Here is a 17,531-nt window from a genome sequence, read left to right as displayed (position 1 = left end):
CTTACTCCGGCAGGATCTCGAAGGTGGCCGAGTAGGCGTAGCGGCGCGAACCCGGCTCGCCCGGGCCCTTCGGCTGCTCGACCGGGTACTTGGCGCTCAGCCAGTAGCGGTTCGGCGCCGGCAGGGTGAAGCTGGCTTCGCCCTTGGCATCGGTGTTCAGGCGAATCTCGTTGATGGTGCCGCGGAACTTGACGCCGGCCGGTACCAGGCTGAACGGGAAGTTGGCGAGCGGCTTGCCGTCGAGCTGGAAGCGGAACTTCGCGGTCTCGCCGGCACGCAGGTCGTTCGGGTGGGTGACCGGCACCAGCTCCAGGCCTTCGCCGCCCGGCTTCAGGGCGCCGGTGGACAGCTTGTTGGCCGTGACGAAGGTTTCCATGCGGGTGTGGGTGGTCGACTTCTGCACGTCAAGGGCGCCGGCCGGGATCTCTTTCGCCACGCTCTGTTCGGTGCCGCGGAAGCGTTTCACTTCGCCGTTCAGCTTGTAGCTGCCCATGACGTTGTTGCTGACCATGGCGATGCGGTAGGTGCCGTCCTTCGGCAGGCGCAGGTCGAGCGTGCTGCGCAGCTTGCCCAGCACGGCGCCGGCGGCGGCCTGGGTGGCGCCGTCCGGATCGGTCACGCTGACGTGCTCCATGCGCAGGGGCACATGGTCGAACTCGAACAGGCCTTCCGAGATGGCGCCGTCGATGGTGACCCAGGCTTCTTCCTTCTCGACGAAGGTGGTGCTGGGCAGCATCCAGCCGCGGTGGGCGCTGGCGGCGAAGGAAACGCCGGCCAGGGCCAGGGTCAGGACGGCTTTCTTGACGAGGTGGTTCATCGTGGTCTCCGGGTGTCTTATTTGACTGCGATCGATACGGCGCCGAGTTCTTCCTTGCCGGTGGCATTCGCCGCCAGCTTGCCCTTGGCGGGGAGCGTGAAGGGCACGCGCACCAGTTCGCGGCCGCCCGCTTCGCGCGCGGCTTCCACCACCAGCTTGTACTCGCCGGCCGGCAGCTTATCAAGCGCGCCCTTGAAGTCCATGGTGTGGCTGCCGGCCGCCTTGGTGGCGCCGCTCAGGCCGTCCACCGGCAGCGCGATGTCCTTGCCGCCCTTGCGCCACCAGGTGCGCAGGTCCTTGATCCACTTCTCGCCGGCCTTGTCCTTCTTCTTGACGTCGTACAGCAGGGCCAGGTTGGACGCGACCGCCCCGTCGCCCTTTTCGATCCAGATCGCGACGTAGGGCTTGTGGTATTCGGCGACCTGCAGCTGCGGCAGTTCGAACTTCACGGACAGGTCGGCGGCCACGGCCCAGCCGGAGGCCAGCGGCAGGGTCAGAGCGAGCGAGTGGGACAGTTTCATTAGATCGCCTTATATATAGACTAGTGATTAGAAGAGAAGCTTATGAATCAATGCACGAACAGGAGTGCGAGCACGGCCGGCAGCACGATGCCGAAGCCGATCACCGGCCAGGTCGAGGGCCGGTTGGCCGCGTGGTATTTCAGGATCAGGAAGCCGGTGAGGCAAAAAATCACGCAGGCGATCGCGAAGATGTCGATGAACCAGCTCCACACAGTGCCGGTGTTGCGGCCCTTGTGCATGTCGTTCAGCCAGGAGATCCAGCCGCGCGAGGTCGACTCGTATTCGGCCGCGCCATCCGCCGCGATGCGCAGCCAGGCGTCGCCGCCGGGGCGGGGCAGGGCGATGTAGGCGTCTTCCTCGCTCCACTCGGCGCGCTTGCCGCGCACGTCGACCGGGAAGGAGGCGTTGGCCCAGTCCGCGATCTCGCTCGGCAGCGGCACTTCGGCGTCGGCGTGACTGGCGGCGTATCGTTCGAGCTGGGCGCGCAGCGGCTCCGGCAACGTCGCCTTCAGGCGCGTCACTTCCGGCTTGGCCTCGATCTGGGCCGCATGGTTCAGGGTAAAACCGGTAAAGCTGAACAGCAACATCGCCATCAGGCAGATCGCTGAACTGATCCAGTGCCACTGGTGCAGCTGTTTCAAATACACGGCGCGGCGCGCACCCGGCAGGGCGGTGGATGCCGTGACGGAGGGTGCGGAAGTGGTCGGTCCAGTTGAGCTCATCCTTAAATGATAACGATTATCATTTACGTGGTCAACGCCTGATGCACCTTTACAAATAGAAATAAATAATTGTTGGCCGCAGGGGCCGCTTTGCGCTAGCGCATGCGTTACAATATCGTGCGTTAAAAGGCAGAATACTTGCTTTGAGGCATGTATCGCATTTGATGCGGATGTTCCAGATTTTCGTCCTTCCCCCACAACTTGAGAAGTAAGTGCGATCCGCTAACCGGTCAGGCCGTGTCGCGGAAGGTTAGACTAACCCGCCCCATACTCGCGAAGCGCGAAGAAAGGTGAGCAAGAATGATGCAGCAACAGAATGCGAACTCGTACCTGTTCGGCGGTAATGCGCCCTACGTGGAAGAGTTATACGAAGCGTACCTGAACAACCCGGGATCGGTCCCGGAAAACTGGCGCGCCTATTTCGACCAGATGCAGCACGTGCCAGCCGTGGACGGTTCCAACCGCTCCGACGTGGTGCACTCGTCGGTCATCGCCTCGTTCGCCGAACGCGCGAAGCAGGGCCCGATCCGCACCGTCAGCGCCAGCACCGACCCGGAAATGGGCCGCAAGCGCGTCGCCGTCACCCAGCTGATCGCCGCCTACCGCTACCTCGGTTCGCGCTGGGCCAACCTCGACCCGCTGCAGCGCCAGGAACGTCCGCCGCTGCCGGAACTCGACCCGGCCTTCTACGGCTTCACCGAAGCGGACCTCGACACCGTCTTCAACATCAGCAATACCTACTTCGGCAAGGAAACCGCGCCCCTGCGCGACATCCTGAACTGGCTGCGCGACACCTACTGCCGTTCGATCGGCGCCGAGTTCATGTACATCAGCGATCCGACCGAAAAGCGCTGGCTGCAGGAACGCCTGGAGTCGATCCGCTCGACCCCGGTCTTCAATGCCGAAAAGAAAAAGCACATCCTCGAGCGCCTGACCGCGGCCGAAGGCCTGGAACGCTACCTCCACACCAAGTACGTCGGCGCCAAGCGCTTCTCGCTGGAAGGCGGCGAATCCTTCATCGCCTCGATCGACGAAGTCATCCAGCGCGCCGGTGAAAAAGGCGTGCAGGAAATCGTCATCGGCATGGCCCACCGCGGCCGCCTGAACGTGCTGGTCAACACCCTGGGCAAGAGCCCGGCCGACCTGTTCGAAGAATTCGAGGGCAAGCACGCCGACGACCTGCCTGCGGGCGACGTCAAATACCACCAGGGCTTCTCGAGCGATATCTCGACCCCGGGCGGCCCGGTCCACCTGTCGCTGGCCTTCAACCCGTCGCACCTGGAAATCGTGAATCCGGTCGTCGAAGGCTCGGTCAAGGCGCGCATGGAACGCCGCGGCGACCGCAAGGGCAAGGAAGTGCTGCCGATCCTGGTGCACGGCGACGCCGCATTCGCCGGCCAGGGCGTGGTCATGGAAACCCTGAACCTGGCCCAGACCCGCGGCTACGGCACCGGCGGTACCGTCCACATCGTCATCAACAACCAGATCGGCTTCACCACCTCGGACCCGCGCGACGCCCGTTCGACCATCTACTGCTCGGACGTCGTCAAGATGATCGAAGCACCGGTGCTGCACGTGAACGCCGACGATCCGGAAGCGGTCGTGATGGCCTCGCAGATCGCGATGGACTACCGCACCGAGTTCGGCAAGGACGTGGTCGTGGACATCGTCTGCTACCGCAAGCTGGGCCACAACGAGCAGGACACCCCGGCCCTGACCCAGCCGCTGATGTACAAGAAGATCGCCAAGCACCCGGGCACCCGCAAGCTGTACGCGGAGAAGCTGGCTGCCCAGGGCACGATCGCGGCGGACGGCGGCGACACCCTGGTTGCCGAGTACCGCAACGCGATGGACGCCGGCAAGCACACGGTCGACCCGGTGCTGACCAACTTCAAGAACAAGTACGCCGTCGACTGGGCGCCGTTCCTGAACAAGAAGTGGACCGACGCCTGTGACACCTCGGTGCCGATGACCGAGCTGAAGCGCCTGGCCGAACGCATCACCAAGGTGCCGGAGAACTTCAAGCCGCACTCGCTGGTCGAGAAAGTCCTGAACGACCGCGCCACCATGGGCCGCGGCGAGATGAACCTCGACTGGGGCATGGGCGAGCACCTGGCCTTCGCCTCGCTGCTGGCCTCGGGCTACGCGATCCGCCTGTCGGGCCAGGACGCCGGCCGCGGCACCTTCGTGCACCGCCACGCCGTGCTGCACGACCAGAACCGCGAGCGCTGGGACCAGGGCATCTACCTGCCGCTGGCCAACGTCTCGGACAACCAGGCCAATTTCACCGTGATCGACTCGGTGCTGTCGGAAGAAGCGGTGCTCGGCTTCGAGTACGGCTACTCGACCGCCGAACCGAACACCCTGACCATCTGGGAAGCCCAGTTCGGCGACTTCGTCAACGGCGCCCAGGTCGTCATCGACCAGTTCATCGCCTCGGGCGAAGTGAAGTGGGGCCGCGCATCGGGCCTGGTCATGATGCTGCCGCATGGCTATGAAGGCCAGGGTCCGGAGCACTCGTCGGCACGTATCGAGCGCTTCCTGCAGCTGTGCGCCGACAACAACATGCAAGTGGTGCAGCCGACCACGGCCGCCCAGATCTTCCACCTGCTGCGCCGCCAGATGGTGCGCCAGTTCCGCAAGCCGCTGGTGATCTTCACGCCGAAGTCGCTGCTGCGTAACAAGGACGCCGGCTCGCCGCTGACCGACCTGGCCAAGGGCGGTTTCCAGACCGTCATCGGTGAAGTGGACGAGAAGATCGACGCAGCCAAGGTCAAGCGCGTCCAGGTCTGCTCGGGCAAGGTCTACTACGACCTGGCCAGCGCCCGCAAGACCCGTGGCGCCAACGACGTCGCCATCATCCGTATCGAACAGATGTATCCGTTCCCGCACAAGTCGTTCGTGGCCGAACTGAAGAAGTTCCCGAACGCGACCGAAGTGGTGTGGGTGCAGGACGAGCCGCAGAACCAGGGTCCGTGGTTCCAGATCCAGCACAACATCTTCGAAAGCATGGAAGATGGCCAGCGCCTGGCGTATGCCGGCCGCGCGGCGTCTGCGTCCCCGGCTGTCGGCTACGCCGACAAGCATGTGGCGCAGCAGAAGGAATTGCTGGAAACTGCGTTCTCGAAACTCAAGGGTTTCATCCTGACCAAGTAAGCAGGACAGACTGCCCCGGACTCCGGTCCGGGGTTTTTGCACAGAATACATAAACGGAGTTACAAACAACATGGCACAAATCGAAGTCAAGGTCCCCGTCCTGTCGGAATCGGTCGCTGAAGCAACCCTGCTGTCCTGGCACAAGAAAGTCGGCGAGCAAGTCTCGCGCGACGAGAACATGATCGACATCGAGACCGACAAGGTGGTCCTGGAACTGCCGGCCCCGAGCGAAGGCGTGATCGTCCAGCTGCTCAAGGCCGACGGCGCGACCGTGGTGGCCGGCGAAGTCATCGCCATCATCGATACCGAAGCCTCGGCACAGACCAGCCCGATCCCAGTGAAGGCCGTCCCGTCGGCAGCCCCGAACGCACCGATCGAAGCCGCACCGCCGGCAGCCACCACCGGCTCGAAGGGCGACGTCGCCATGCCGGCCGCCGCCAAGATCCTGGCTGACAACAACATGAGCGCCGCGGATGCCACCGGCACCGGCCGCGACGGCCGCGTGACCAAGGGCGACGCCCTGGCCGCAGTCGCCAACAAGCCAGCCGCCGCAGCCGCACCGGCTCCTGCCGCCAAGCCGGCCCTGCAGCAAGTGGCCGCGCCGGTCGCCAACCTGGGCGACCGTCCGGAAGAGCGCGTGCCGATGAGCCGCCTGCGCGCCCGTATCGCCGAGCGCCTGCTGCAGTCGCAGCAGACCAACGCCATCCTGACCACCTTCAACGAGGTGAACATGGCGCCGGTCATGGAACTGCGCAACAAGTACAAGGACAAGTTCGAGAAAGAGCACGGCGTCAAGCTGGGCTTCATGTCCTTCTTCGTCAAGGCCGCCGTCGCCGCACTGAAGAAATACCCGATCCTGAACGCCTCGGTCGACGGTAACGACATCGTCTACCACGGCTACTTCGACATCGGTATCGCCGTCGGTTCGCCGCGCGGCCTGGTGGTGCCGATCCTGCGCAACGCCGACCAGATGTCGATCGCCGAGATCGAGAAGAAGATCGGCGAATTCGGCCAGAAAGCCAAGGACGGCAAGCTGACACTGGAAGACCTGTCGGGCGGTACCTTCTCGATCTCGAACGGCGGTGTGTTCGGTTCGATGCTGTCGACCCCGATCATCAACCCGCCGCAATCGGCAATCCTGGGCGTGCACGCGACCAAGGACCGCGCCGTGGTGGAAAACGGCCAGATCGTGATCCGTCCGATGAATTACCTGGCAATGTCCTACGACCACCGCATCATCGACGGCCGCGAAGCCGTGCTGGGCCTGGTGGCCATGAAGGACGCGCTGGAAGATCCGGCCCGCCTGCTGCTCGACCTGTAATCGGCAGCACGTAGTGCAGTGCGGACATGCCGCCCCAGGGCGCATGTCCGCTGACACAGCAGCGCGGGCATGCCCGCGAAAACCAGTGAGGACTGCCATGATCTCCGATGAAATCCGACGTTTGCACGAGTTGCACCAGGCCGGCGCGCTGAGCGATGCCGAGTTCGAGCAGGCCAAGGCGAAGGTCCTGGCGGGCGAGCGGGTCAACCTGGAGAAGGACCGCGGTGGCACCGGCAGCGCCGGCGGCTTCGGTCGGCAGGGCAGCGACTTCGAGACGAAACTGCGCAGCCTGCGCCGTTTGCGCGGCGACCGCTGGCTGGCCGGCGTCTGTTCCGGCCTCGGCGTCACCTTCGGCATGGATGCCTGGGTCTGGCGCCTGATCTTCGCGCTCCTGACCGTGGTGACCTCGGGCCTCGGCGCCGTGGTGTATCTGCTGATGTGGATCTTTGTCCCAGAAGAATAAATAAGGAAGCTATTCATGAGTAACGAGAAACAATTCGACGTCGTCGTGATCGGCGGCGGTCCTGGCGGCTACATCGCCGCCATCCGTGCGGCGCAGCTGGGCTTCAAGACCGCCTGCATCGACGAGTGGAGCAACGCGGCCGGCAAGCCGGCCCCGGGCGGCACCTGCACCAACGTCGGCTGCATCCCGTCGAAGGCCCTGCTGCAGTCGTCGGAACACTTCGAGCACGCCGGCCACGCCTTTGCCGACCACGGCATCAAGGTCGGCGGCCTCGAGCTCGACCTGCCGACCATGCTCAAGCGCAAGGACACCATCGTCAAGCAGAACAACGACGGCATCCTGTTCCTGTTCAAGAAGAACAAGGTCACTTTCTTCCATGGCCGCGGCGCCTTCGCCGGCAAGGCGGAAGGCGGCTACACCATCAACGTGACCGGTCCTACCACCGACACAATTAGCGCCAAGAACGTGGTCGTCGCGACCGGTTCGAACGCACGCCAGCTGCCGGGCGCGGAATTCGACGAGAAGCTGATCCTGTCGAACGCCGGTGCACTGGCGATCGACGCCGTCCCTGGCAAGCTCGGCGTCATCGGCGCCGGCGTCATCGGCCTGGAAATGGGTTCGGTGTGGCGCCGCGTCGGTGCCGACGTCACCGTGCTGGAAGGTCTGCCGACCTTCCTCGGCGCGGTCGACGAGCAGATCGCCAAGGAAGCGCACAAGCTGTTCACCAAGCAGGGCCTGAAGATCAACCTGGGCTGCAAGATCGGCAAGATCACCAAGGGCGACAACAGCGTCACCGTGGAATACGCGGATTCGACCGGCGCCGAGCAGGCCGCTACTTTTGATCGCCTGATCATCTCGATCGGCCGGGTGCCGAACACCAACGGCCTCGGCATCGAAACCGTGGGCCTGCAGCTCGACGAGCGCGGCTTCGTGGTCGTGGACGACGAGTGCCGCACCAGCCTGCCGGGCGTGTGGGCGGTGGGCGACGTGGTGCGCGGCCCGATGCTGGCGCACAAGGCGGAAGAAGAGGGCGTCGCGGTTGCCGAGCGCATCGCCGGCCAGCACGGCCACGTCAACTTCAACACCATCCCCTGGGTCATCTACACCTCGCCGGAAATCGCCTGGGTCGGCAAGACCGAGCAGCAGCTCAAGGCCGAAGGCGTGTCCTACAAGGCCGGCACCTTCCCGTTCATGGCCAACGGCCGTGCGCGCGCGCTGGGCGATACCTCGGGCATGGTCAAGTTCCTGGCCGATGCAGTCACCGACGAAATCCTGGGCGTGCACATCGTCGGCCCGGTCGCTTCGGAGCTGATCTCGGAAGCCGTCGTGGCGATGGAGTTCAAGGCCTCGTCGGAAGACATCGCCCGCATCTGCCACGCGCACCCGTCGCTGTCGGAAGCCGTGAAGGAAGCGGCGCTGGCGGTGGACAAGCGTTCGCTGAACTTCTAAGTACCTAGGCGTTTCACGCCTTTGTAGAGTGGGCGGCTCTGCCGCCCACTCTACGTTAACCCCCCCATCGCATCATGAACGTTCAAGAGTACTACCAGCACGCGCTGACCGAGCGCGGCTTCAAGTCCGATCCGGCCCAGCAGGCCGCGGTCGACCGCCTGCAGCAGGCGTACGACGACTGGGTCCAGTACAAGGCCCAGCGGTCGTCCGCTTTCAAGCGCCTCATCAACCGCCCGGATGTGCCGAAGGGCGTCTACATGTGGGGCGGGGTGGGACGCGGCAAGTCCTTCCTGATGGACTCCTTCTATTCGGTGGTGCCGGTGGTGCGCAAGACGCGCCTGCACTTCCACGAATTCATGCGCGCCGTGCACGGCCAACTGGATGAATTGAAAGGCGTCGCGGATCCGCTCGACGAAGTCGCCAAGCGCATCGCCAGGAAGTATCGCCTGATCTGCTTCGACGAATTCCACGTCTCGGACATCGCCGACGCGATGATCCTGTATAACCTGCTCAAGGCCCTGTTCGACAACGGCGTGAGCTTCGTGATGACCTCGAACTACGAGCCGTCCACCTTGTACCCGGACGGCCTGCACCGCGACCGCATGCTGCCGACCATCGCACTATTGCAGGAGAAATTGGATGTCCTCAACGTCGACGCCGGCAACGACTACCGCAAGCGCGCGCTCGAGCAGGTCGAGGCCTATTACACCCCGCTCGACGCCAAGTCCGACCACGCCCTGCGCGAGGCCTACGCGAAGGTGGCCGACACCGCCGACGAGAGCCCGATCGTCCACATCGAAAACCGCGAGATCCGCGCCCTGCGCCATGCCGGCGGCGTGATCTGGTTCGACTTCGCCACCCTGTGCGGCGGGCCGCGTTCGCAGAACGACTACCTGGAGCTGGCCTCGCGCTTCCACACCGTGATCTTGTCGGGCATACCCGCCATGTCGGCCGGCCAGTCCTCGGAAGCGCGCCGCTTCACCTGGCTGGTGGACGTGTTCTACGACCACAAGGTCAAGCTGATCATGTCGGCCGCGGTCGAGCCTGAGGAGCTGTACACCCAGGGTATGCTGGCGAACGAATTCCACCGGACCGTCTCGCGTATCATTGAAATGCAGTCGCGCGAGTACATGCTCGCCGAGCGCCGCGGCGCGGCGGACGCCATCGCCTGATCGAAAGGACATCATGACGAGTCATCCAGTAGTGCGCATCTTTGCGGCGGCCGTGCTTGCGGCCGCCTTGTCGGCCTGCGCCAGCGTCGAGCCGGGTCCCGCGGTGGCGACGGTCGACCCGACCACCTCGGTGGCGCAGGCCGATGTCCGGCTGGCGGCGGTCGCCGCCGAGCGCGCCGCCATCGAGGCGCGGTATGCGGAGCGCGAAGCGGTGTGCTACGACAAGTTCTTCGTGAATCACTGCCTGGACGACGCCAAGGAACGCCGCCGCGTGGCCCTGAACGCCCAGCGCAACATCGAAATCGAAGCCGAGCGCTTCAAGCGCCGCGTGAAGGTCGAGGAGCGCGACCGCGAGATCGCCGCTGCGGAAGCCGAGTACAAGGCCGAGGAAGCCCGCCTGGCGGCCGAACCGCCGCCGGCCCCGCGCGACACCACGGCCCTGCCGCCGCCGAAACCGTCCCCGGCCGCCTCGCGCATGGCGCGCCGCAATGCCAAGGCCGCCGAAGAAGCCGCCCGCGCACCGGAAGAGGCGGCGAAGGCGGCCGCGAACGCGCGCGCGTTCGAAGCGCGCAAGCGCAGGTCGGAGCAGAAGCAGAAAGAGGTCGCCCGGCGCGTCGCGGAGCGCGAGGCGAAGGCGGCCGCGCGCAAGGCGGAGGAAGAGAAGGCGAAGGCGGCGGCGCCGGCGGCGACCAGGTAAGGCTGCGCTCACGCAGCCTTGGGTGCGTTCAGACGGTCCGCCCCAGTTTTCCCGCCAGGCCGTCCTGCGCCGGCTTCACCAGCTTCACGATCGCCATCGAGCAGTTGCCGCCCTTGCCCTGCGACCGTTCCCCGGCCTTGTTGATCAGCATTTCCGAAGCCTGGCGCGGCGTGGCCCTGGCGGTCGCCGCCGCCAGTTCGGCGTCGGTGAAGAAGTGCCACAAGCCATCCGAGGCCAGCAGGAACACCTCTCCCGGCGCCAGCCCGGTATGGCTGCCGATGGTCACGAAGGGCTCCTTGCGGCTGTTCCCCATCACATTCAGCAGCAGTTTCGACTTGCGGTGGTTCTTCGCCGCTTCCTCGGGCAGGCGGTCGCTGGACACGAGGTGCTGCACATAGGCCGCATCATTGCTGCGCGCCAGGCACTTGCCGTCCTTGAAGTGGTAGAGCCGGGAGTCGCCCACATGGCCCCACACGGCCTCGCCATGCGGACTGAGGACCAGCCCGACGAAGCTTGCATGCGCCTCCGCCTGCTCGCTGGCCCCACCCATCATGGCGTTCATCTTGATGACCAGGTGGGTTTCGGTGACGATGTCGCGCAACAGCTGGCCGAGCCGCTCCGGGCTGGGGTGGTCGCCCGGTTTGAATTCGTCGAAGACCTGGCGCGCCGTATGCAGCACCTGGTCCGCACCACCTGGCCCGGCGATGCCGTCCGACAGCAGCGCCAGCACGTAGCCGGGCGCGCGGGCGCCGCTCAAGAGAGCGACGCGGTCGTTCTGCATGGGACGGTTCCCGATGTGCTGGGCGGTCCCGGCTTCGATCTTGTATGTTGTCATAAACCTTTATTTCCGTAGCGCCTGTGCCAATCTTTGTTGGCGGCAACCTCAGCGTAGATTAAACTATGCACCGAGATGCCGTGGTGTTGCAAGCCGAACACAAGCGGCCGCCATCAGGCGCCCGCCGCCGTCTTCAGCACCATGCCCCGCAAACGCTTTCTACAGAACTGTTTGGAACAGCAACCATGACCGACGTCCAGGACATCCAGCGCCGCATCATTGAACTCGACGTGGAGCATCGCGACCTCGATGCCGTCATTTCGATGCTGGCCGCGGACGGCCATGCCGACCAGCTCCAGCTGCGCCGTTTGAAAAAGCGTAAGCTGCAGCTCAAGGATCATATTACGCTGCTGAAGATGCAACTGGTGCCCGATATTCCGGCGTAAGCTTTTTAGAAACAAGTACTTTGACCGATTATCTCCCTGTTCCCGGTGTTAACGCCGCCGAGCCGGCGGGCGCGTCACCGCAGGGTGACGTCCTCCCGGCCAGCACCCGTCCGCCGGGCAAATACGACGAAGAACTCGACCGCCTGTTCGGGGCCGGAGGCCCGCTCGCGCCCAATGTCGGCACCTACAAGCCGCGCCAGTCCCAGACCGAGATGGCCAAGGCCATCGCCGCGGCGATCGCCGACCAGAAGGTACTGATGGCCGAGGCCGGCACCGGCACCGGCAAGACCTTCGCCTACCTCGTTCCCGCGCTGCTGTGGGGCGGCAAGACCATCATCTCGACCGGGACCAAGAACCTGCAGGACCAGCTGTTCCTGCGCGACATCCCGACCATCCGCGCCGCGCTGCGCGCGCCGGTGTCGGTGGCCTTGCTCAAGGGGCGCTCGAACTACGTCTGCCACTTCCACCTGGAACGCACCCTGAACAACGGGCGCCTGACCTCGCGCGACGACGTTGGCCACCTGCGCGAGATCTCGCGCTTCATCAAGATGACCAACTCGGGCGACAAGGCCGAGCTGGCCAAGGTGCCGGAAACCGCCACGGTCTGGAATCTGGTGACCTCCACCCGCGACAGCTGCATGGGCGCCGAGTGCCAGTACTACCAGGACTGCTTCGTCATGAAGGCGCGCCGCGAAGCGCAACAAGCCGACGTGGTGGTGGTCAACCACCACCTGTTCTTCGCCGACGTGGCCCTGAAGGATACCGGCGTCGCCGAACTGCTGCCCTCGGCCAACACCATCATCTTCGACGAGGCGCACCAGCTGCCGGACACGGCCACCCTGTTCTTCGGCCAGTCGGTCTCGACCTCGCAGGTGCTGGAACTATGCCGCGACGTGCTGGCCGAAGGCCTGGCGCATGCGCGCGGCCCGGACTGGGCCAAGGTCGTCACCGTGGTCGAAAAGGCCGCGCGCGACCTGCGCCTGACCTTCCCGGAAGGCGGCACCCGCCTGTCGCTGCCGCAGATCTTGCCGACCTCGGCTTTCTTCCCGGCGCTCGAGAAGTTGAAGGAAGAGCTGTCCGGCATGATCACGGTGCTGGAAGAACACTCCGCGCGTGCCGAGACGATCGAGGCCTGCCGTGTCCGCGCGCACGAGCTCAGCGCCTCCTTCGACGCCTGGAAGCCGGATAACAAAAAGGGCAAGCTCGTGGAGGGCGACGACGCCGCCGTGCTGTGGGTCGAGGCCTTCAATTCCTCGCTGCAGCTGCACAAGACGCCGCTGTCGATCGCCCCGATCTTCTCGGGCCAGCGCGAAGGCACGCCGCGCAGCTGGATCTTCACCTCGGCGACGCTGGCGGTGAAGAACGACTTCAAGCACTTCTCCGACCAGATGGGCCTCACCGGCGAGCCGGCCATGACCTGGCCCAGCCCCTTCAACTACGGCGAGCAGGGCATCCTGTACGTGCCGACCGGGCTGCCGGAACCGAACTCGATGCACTTCACCGACGCGTGCGTCGACACCGCGCTGCCGGTGATCGAAGCGGCCGGCGGACGCACCTTCTTCCTGTGCACGACGATCCGCGCGGTCAACAAGGTGGCCGAGCGCCTGCGCGCCGAGTTCGCCGAGCACGGGCTGGATTTCCCGCTGTTGGTGCAGGGGGAGCGCGGACGCACCGAACTGCTCGACTCCTTCCGCAACGCCGGCAACGCCGTGCTGGTGGGCAGCCAGAGCTTCTGGGAAGGCGTGGACGTGCGCGGGGACGCGCTCTCGCTGGTCATCATCGACAAGCTGCCCTTCGCCCCGCCGGACGATCCGGTGCTGGCCGCGCGCATCGAGGTGATGGAAAAGCAGGGCCTGAACGGCTTCATGCACCACCAGCTGCCGGAAGCGATCATCACGCTGAAGCAGGGCGCAGGGCGCCTGATCCGCGACGTGGACGACCGCGGCGTGCTGATGATCTGCGATCCGCGCATCATCACCAAGCCGTATGGACGGCGCATCTGGCAAAGCCTGCCGCCGTTCAAGCGCACCCGGGTGCAGACCGAGGTGATCGAGTTCTTCAAGCCGGGGACGATGGCGGATGCGGCGGATCTGAACGCCTGACCTAGGGCGTGATGACGACTTTGCCGGTGACCTTGCGCGCCGCCATGTCCTTCAATGCCTGCGCCGTATCCTCCAGCCTGTACCGCGCCGACACCAGCGGCTTGAGCTTCCCTTCCGCCATCCACGCCAGCATCTCCCGCATCGCCGCCTGGTTGGCCTGCGGCTCCTTGCGCACGAAATCCCCCCAGAACACGCCGATCACCGAGGCGCCCTTCAGCAGCATCAGGTTCCACGGCAGCCTGGGGATCTCGCCCGCTGCGAAGCCCACCACCAGGTGCCGTCCGCGCCAGGCGATCGAGCGCAGCGCCGGTTCGCTGTAGGGGCCGCCGACCGGGTCGTAGACCACGTCTGGCCCACGGCCGTTGGTCGCCGCCTTGATCGCCTCGCGCAAGTCTTCCTTCTCGTAATTGATCACCGCATCGGCGCCGTGCGCGCGGCAGATTGCCAGCTTCTCGTCGCTCGAGGCCGCCGCGATCACGCGCGCGCCGAGCGCCTTGCCGATCTCGATGGCGGCCAGCCCGACGCCGCCGGCGGCGCCCAGCACCAGCATGGTCTCGCCCGGCTGCAGGGCGGCGCGGTCGACCACGGCGTGGTGCGAGGTGCCGTAGGTGAGCGTGATCGCCGCGGCGGTATCGAAGTCCATGCCGGGCGGTATCGGCATCAAGGCTTCCACCGGGGCCAGGGCCTGCTCGGCGAAGGCGCCGGTGCGGGTGAAGCCGATCACCGGCTGGCCCGGCGCGAAGGCTGTGACGCCTTCGCCCACGGCGCGCACCGTGCCGGCGAACTCGTTCCCCGGCGTGAAGGGCAGGGCGGGCCGCACCTGGTATTTGCCCTGCACCGTCAACACGTCAGGAAAATTCACGCCCGCCGCTTTCACATCGACCAGCACTTCGCCGGCCCCCGGCACCAGGCCGGGCAGGTCCTCGATCACGAGGCTGTCGATCGGGCCCCAATCCTTGCAACGCACGGCTTTCATTTGTTCTCCTTCATCTTCAATCGCGTGTTATTTAATGGGCGGAATTATGCCTGATGCCGATGCGCGGACTATGCAGACGAGTCCGCCGGCGCACTTGTGCGCCCGCAAAATGGCCGGGGTCGGTAACGCTAGAGTCGAATAGTGAACCACTGGTTCCAAAGAGAATGGGGGGCAGGCATGGCGATCCGTTACGGTAGTTTCTTCAGCTACGCACACGGCAGGCACGACCTGATGAAACGGTTCAAGACCGCCCTGGCCGACGCGCTGCGCTGCTATCTCGAACCTCACTTCGACAACGAAGACGAACTGTTTATCGACACCGAACAGCTGGGCGGCGGCGACGACCTCGACCGCAAGATCGCACGCGCCATGTGCGAGAGCGTCTGCATGATCCTGATCTACACGCCCAAGTACGAGGCGCATGCCTACACCCGCCGCGAGTACGCGGCCATGCGCGAGCTCGAGCGCGAGCGCTCAGCCTGGTACAGCTTGCCGAGCCGCCTGATCATTCCGGTCATCATGACGCGGCATCCCGAGTCGCTGCCGCTCGAAATTACCGAGAACACTTTCTACGTCGACTTCTCGCACTTCACGATGGCGACTAGCGACCTCAAGTCGAATCCCGACTTCCTGCCCGACATCGACAAGATGGTCGAGCGCATCGCCACGCACTACCAGTGCCAAAAAAAGCATACGCCACCCGGCCACGACTGCAACCAATTCGTGCTCCCCGATGTCCCACCAGAATGGCGCGCGCTGCCAAGCCTGACTTTTCCAAAAAAATAATGAGGAGCTCCATGGAACAGAACCGCTCTCCGCTTCTACCGCTGGACAGCCCCGGCCAGGTGAGCACCTTTTATTCCTACGAAGGCGGTCCCGCCCGCAACGGCCTGCTGGCCGCCATGGCGCTGCAGCTGGCCGGCGCTCCGTCCGCGGCGCCGGTGCTGATGATCGACTGGGACCTCGCATCGCCTTCGCTCCACCACTACCTGGACGATCCGCCGGGCGACACCGAGCCTGAGCCGCCGGGCCTGGTGGACTACATGGGCGCGCTGCGCGAGGAGCTGCAGCGCCGCCGCATCGCCCGCGACGACGGCGCCGAAGACATTGCAGACGCCATCCTCGATGCCGTCGACTGGCGCCGCTACATCCGCCTGGCCGATGGCCGCCGCCCGCTCTACCTGATGCGCGCCGGCCGCTTCGACGACGGCTATGCCGAGCGCGCCGAGCGCCTCGACTGGGTCGCCCTGTTCGATGCCTGTCCGGCCCTGCTGCGCCGCCTGGGCGCGCGCCTGGCCGCGCACTTCGGCCACGTACTGGTGGCCGGCAGCGCCGGCCGCTCGGCGGCGGTCAGCGCCTGCACCACGCTGCTGTCCGACCGGCTGGTGGGCCTGTTTACGCCGGCTCCCGGCAGCCTCGAGGGGCTCGAAGGGGTGGTGGAGCGCGCCATCGACTACCGCGGCACGCATGAAGACGAGCATCGTCCCTTGCTGGTCTATCCGGTCGCTTGCGCCGCCGACGGCGCGCGCAGCGATCCGGGCCAGCGCTGGCGGCGCGGCGACCCTGCCCCGGGCCAGGCCGGCTACCAGCCGCGTCTCGAAGCGCTGCTGCGCGGCGCCTATGGCATCGGCTGGCTGCGCCTGGACAGCTGGTTCGACGAAGTCCAGCTGCCGCTGTGCGAGGCGGTGGCCATTCCCGGTCCCGACAGCGCGCGCCAGGCGCTGGCGCGGCCGGCCGCCTGCCTGCTGTCCTGGTTCGGGCGGGCCTGGTTCCCGTGGCAGTCGCTGGACGAGATCCGGCTGCGCAGGCGGCTCGCGGAGGCGCGCGCGCAAGACCGGGACCGCGCAGCCCTGGCCGGACTGCTGGCGCAACTGGGCGTGCGATGCCAGGAAGAAGGGCGCTTCCATGAAGCCGGCGCGCTGCTGCGCGAAAGCCTGGACCTGCGCCGCGCCGCGCATGGCGGCGAGCATGCCGCGGTGCGCGCCGGCCTGCGGGCCCTGGCCGACCTGCAGCTCGCCAGCGGCCGCCTGAAGGACGCGCGCCCCGCCTACGAGCTGCTGGCCCAGGCCTGCGCGCGCAGCGTGGGCGCCGACCATCCCGAGACGCTGGCGGCACGCTCCGCCCTGGCATCCGTGCTCGGCCGGCTGGGCGAGGGCGAGCGGGCGCTGGCGCTGCACGAACAGGTGGTCGCCGCCTGCGAGCGCCTGTGGGGCGATGCCCATCCGGCCACGCTCGACAGCCTCGAAGCGCTGGCCCTCACCCTGGACGGGCAGCACGAGAACGACCGCGCACGGATCCTGTTCGAGCGCGTGCTCGACGGCCGCCGCCGGCTGCAGGGCAGCGAACATGAAGACAGCCTGCGCTGCGGCGAGCGGCTGGCCCGGCTGCTCGGCGAGATGGGCGACCTCGGCAATGCCCGGCGGCTGTTCGAAGGCGTGATGCGCGCGCGCGAGCGCCATGACGGCGCCTGGGCGCCGCCGACGCTGCGGGCGCGCGCAGCCCTGGCCGGAATCTACGCGGCCCAGGGCGACATGGCGGCGGTGCGCGGTATCGGGATCCGACACGGGAACGGGCCTGGCGAACCCGACGGGCATCCCGCCCTCGACGGCCTGCAGCGCCAGCTCGCGCAATTGCAGGCTCTGATCGACAGCGACAGCAAGCGCGAAGCGCGCGCCCTGGCCGACAGCCTGCGCCATTCGGTGCAGTGGCCGAGTGTGGCACTTCCGCTACGCAAGCGCGGGGCCGAGATGATCGAGCAAGTCTACCTGCAGGACGGGGACAAGGACGCCGCACTGGCCTTCAACAAGGACCTGGTTTCCTCCCTGGAGGGGGCGCTGGTCAGGGCGGGAGCAAGGCCCCCCCCGGCATTGTCTTAGCGATCAATGTGCTTGCCGGAGTGACAATTCTATGACTT

The 17,531-nt window shown here is 66.0% G+C and carries 15 protein-coding genes; 10 read left to right on the top strand and 5 right to left on the bottom strand.

Annotated elements, in window-relative coordinates:
- Window position 1: 1 nt before the first annotated feature.
- The 3 genes from AC56LK_RS01165 to AC56LK_RS01155 are packed head-to-tail and all read right to left on the bottom strand — an operon-like array spanning window position 2 to window position 2,060.
- Window positions 2–817, bottom strand: coding sequence for a DUF4198 domain-containing protein (locus AC56LK_RS01165; RefSeq protein ID WP_497182733.1), 816 nt, complete (start codon window positions 815–817; stop codon window positions 2–4).
- Window positions 818–834: 17 nt separating this feature from the next.
- A complete protein-coding gene (locus AC56LK_RS01160) occupies window positions 835–1,338 on the bottom strand; it encodes a DUF2271 domain-containing protein (protein WP_497182732.1) in 504 nt (167 codons plus the stop codon).
- Between the two features lie 47 nt (window positions 1,339–1,385).
- A complete protein-coding gene (locus tag AC56LK_RS01155) occupies window positions 1,386–2,060 on the bottom strand; it encodes a PepSY-associated TM helix domain-containing protein (protein ID WP_497182731.1) in 675 nt (224 codons plus the stop codon).
- Between the two features lie 300 nt (window positions 2,061–2,360).
- On the opposite strand from AC56LK_RS01155, the gene AC56LK_RS01150 reads away from it, so the two are divergent.
- The 6 genes from AC56LK_RS01150 (at window position 2,361) to AC56LK_RS01125 (ending at window position 10,318) form a co-directional block, all read left to right on the top strand.
- Window positions 2,361–5,216, top strand: coding sequence for a 2-oxoglutarate dehydrogenase E1 component (locus AC56LK_RS01150; protein WP_497182730.1), 2,856 nt, complete (start codon window positions 2,361–2,363; stop codon window positions 5,214–5,216).
- Between the two features lie 70 nt (window positions 5,217–5,286).
- The gene (gene odhB, locus AC56LK_RS01145; protein WP_497182729.1) at window positions 5,287–6,537 is read left to right on the top strand and encodes a 2-oxoglutarate dehydrogenase complex dihydrolipoyllysine-residue succinyltransferase; all 1,251 of its coding nucleotides are present in this window, start codon (window positions 5,287–5,289) and stop codon (window positions 6,535–6,537) included.
- Window positions 6,538–6,634: 97 nt separating this feature from the next.
- On the top strand, window positions 6,635–7,000 hold the full coding sequence (locus tag AC56LK_RS01140; RefSeq protein WP_497182728.1) for a PspC domain-containing protein: 366 nt from the start codon (window positions 6,635–6,637) through the stop codon (window positions 6,998–7,000).
- Window positions 7,001–7,015: 15 nt separating this feature from the next.
- The gene (gene lpdA / locus AC56LK_RS01135) at window positions 7,016–8,449 is read left to right on the top strand and encodes a dihydrolipoyl dehydrogenase (protein WP_497182727.1); all 1,434 of its coding nucleotides are present in this window, start codon (window positions 7,016–7,018) and stop codon (window positions 8,447–8,449) included.
- 74 nt (window positions 8,450–8,523) lie between these two features.
- A complete protein-coding gene (gene zapE, locus AC56LK_RS01130) occupies window positions 8,524–9,621 on the top strand; it encodes a cell division protein ZapE (protein ID WP_497182726.1) in 1,098 nt (365 codons plus the stop codon).
- A 13-nt stretch (window positions 9,622–9,634) separates the two neighbouring features.
- Window positions 9,635–10,318, top strand: a complete 684-nt coding sequence (locus AC56LK_RS01125) for a hypothetical protein (protein WP_497182725.1) — start codon at window positions 9,635–9,637, stop codon at window positions 10,316–10,318.
- Window positions 10,319–10,346: 28 nt separating this feature from the next.
- Here AC56LK_RS01125 and AC56LK_RS01120 read toward each other — a convergent pair whose 3' ends face one another.
- Window positions 10,347–11,153, bottom strand: a complete 807-nt coding sequence (locus tag AC56LK_RS01120) for a PP2C family protein-serine/threonine phosphatase (protein WP_497182724.1) — start codon at window positions 11,151–11,153, stop codon at window positions 10,347–10,349.
- A gap of 185 nt (window positions 11,154–11,338) precedes the next feature.
- Here AC56LK_RS01120 and AC56LK_RS01115 point away from each other — a divergent pair, with 185 nt between their 5' ends.
- Both AC56LK_RS01115 and yoaA read left to right on the top strand, forming a co-directional pair.
- Window positions 11,339–11,539: a YdcH family protein gene (locus AC56LK_RS01115; RefSeq protein ID WP_027867157.1), complete on the top strand. Its 201-nt coding sequence runs from the start codon at window positions 11,339–11,341 to the stop codon at window positions 11,537–11,539.
- A gap of 20 nt (window positions 11,540–11,559) precedes the next feature.
- On the top strand, window positions 11,560–13,641 hold the full coding sequence (gene yoaA, locus AC56LK_RS01110; protein WP_497182723.1) for a DNA repair helicase YoaA: 2,082 nt from the start codon (window positions 11,560–11,562) through the stop codon (window positions 13,639–13,641).
- Window position 13,642: 1 nt separating this feature from the next.
- Here yoaA and AC56LK_RS01105 read toward each other — a convergent pair whose 3' ends face one another.
- The gene (locus AC56LK_RS01105) at window positions 13,643–14,617 is read right to left on the bottom strand and encodes an NADPH:quinone oxidoreductase family protein (protein WP_497182722.1); all 975 of its coding nucleotides are present in this window, start codon (window positions 14,615–14,617) and stop codon (window positions 13,643–13,645) included.
- A 177-nt stretch (window positions 14,618–14,794) separates the two neighbouring features.
- Here AC56LK_RS01105 and AC56LK_RS01100 point away from each other — a divergent pair, with 177 nt between their 5' ends.
- Entirely contained in the window at window positions 14,795–15,403 is a 609-nt protein-coding gene (locus tag AC56LK_RS01100) for a toll/interleukin-1 receptor domain-containing protein (RefSeq protein ID WP_497182721.1), read from the top strand.
- Window positions 15,404–15,414: 11 nt separating this feature from the next.
- A complete protein-coding gene (locus tag AC56LK_RS01095; protein ID WP_497182720.1) occupies window positions 15,415–17,493 on the top strand; it encodes a tetratricopeptide repeat protein in 2,079 nt (692 codons plus the stop codon).
- Window positions 17,494–17,531: the final 38 nt, after the last annotated feature.

The organism is Telluria sp. ZB4P36, assembly GCF_059685865.1.
This window is presented reverse-complemented; position numbering and strand designations above follow the sequence as displayed.